Annotated in this window: 1 protein-coding gene; it reads right to left on the minus strand. The window is 44.9% G+C overall.

Annotation, left to right across the window (positions count from 1 at the left end):
- Positions 1-3 precede the first annotated feature (3 nt).
- Positions 4-1,197, minus strand: coding sequence for an ISL3 family transposase (locus AB4512_RS19430; protein ID WP_017063708.1), 1,194 nt, complete (start codon positions 1,195-1,197; stop codon positions 4-6).
- Between the last annotated feature and the right edge of the window lie 95 nt (positions 1,198-1,292).

Raw genomic sequence — 1,292 nt, forward strand, 5'->3', positions numbered from 1 at the left:
GGTTCATCGCGGCTTTCCGGGGAAAGCCGCTTTTATCTTCAAGAAGAAGTAGTCGGTATCTCGATACCCATACCCCATTCGCTTGATTAGCTTTATCTTGTTGTTTATCCCTTCTAGGGTGCAGGTGTTTAGCGGATAACTTGCCGATGCGATAATACCGTGAAGATAAGGACTCAGTTTTCGTGCGAACTCTTTCAATGGCTTAATTCCACTCTCTTGTACTTGTGCCCACCAAGCCTCCCAGAGCCCTTTAGCATGTGCTTCTGATTCACAATACCAAAGCTCTTTGAGTTGTGCCCCGAGTATATAAGTGGTCATTAAGTCCTTATTGATATTCAATATTTCTGTAAGATAGCTGTCTTGCCGTGGATTTAAGTTGCCTCTATTTTTCAACAACACCCAGCGTGAGCGCTTGACCCATTGCCTCGCTTTTTTATCTTGCTTGAGTTTGTTGGCTTGGTCGACTCTGACTCTATCCATTACCTCACGACCGAACTTAGCAACAACATGGAATAAGTCGTAAACGATTTTTGCGTTCGGGCAGTGCGCTTGAACTTCAAGGTCAAAAGCCGTATTCATGTCCATCGCGACCGCTTCGATATTATTGCCATGCTTGCCTAACAGCTCGAAGAACGGTCGTATGTCCTTGCGGCTACGGCCTAACCCTATCCAAATGACTTGATGAGTCTTAGCGTCAGCAATGACCGTGGCATACCTATGCCCTTTAAAGATAGCGAACTCGTCCATGACGAGTTGCCTTAGCTCTTCCCATTTCACTGACGGTACAACTTGTCGAAGTCGGCGTTTATCTATCTCTTTAATGGTGTGCCAATGTACGCTCGTTAACTGGGAGATATGCTTAATGGGAAGAAGAGGCAGCAGTTGTTCTATATAACTTTTTAGGCGCTTCGTGATGCGAGCATAAGGCTCTAGCCAAGATAGAGACTCTGTTTTTATGCCGCAGTCACGACACTTGATTCTTCGTGTTTGAACGGAAAGTTCAACAGGAACACCGAGCAACATGGCTTCTTTTACATGACGCCATTGATACTCGTGGATAGCCTCGGCCTCGAGACCACAAAGGCACTTAGCCTCAGAGTTAGGTTTAAGAGTCAGGGTAATAAGTGATGCTGTCTGGTGAGACTTTACTATTTGAAAGCCTTCCCAGAATGAAGATAGGAAAGTATGATTCGGCATGAAAACGGTAGTTTGTGTATGATTTTTGTTTGGCGACTAAACCATATCACTTACTACCGTTTTTGTTTTTAGTTCCCGCTAATCCGCGATGAACC

The sequence above is a fragment of the Vibrio sp. 10N.222.52.B7 genome (assembly GCF_041474275.1).
In the GTDB taxonomy this organism is placed as follows: Bacteria; Pseudomonadota; Gammaproteobacteria; order Enterobacterales; family Vibrionaceae; genus Vibrio; species Vibrio crassostreae_C.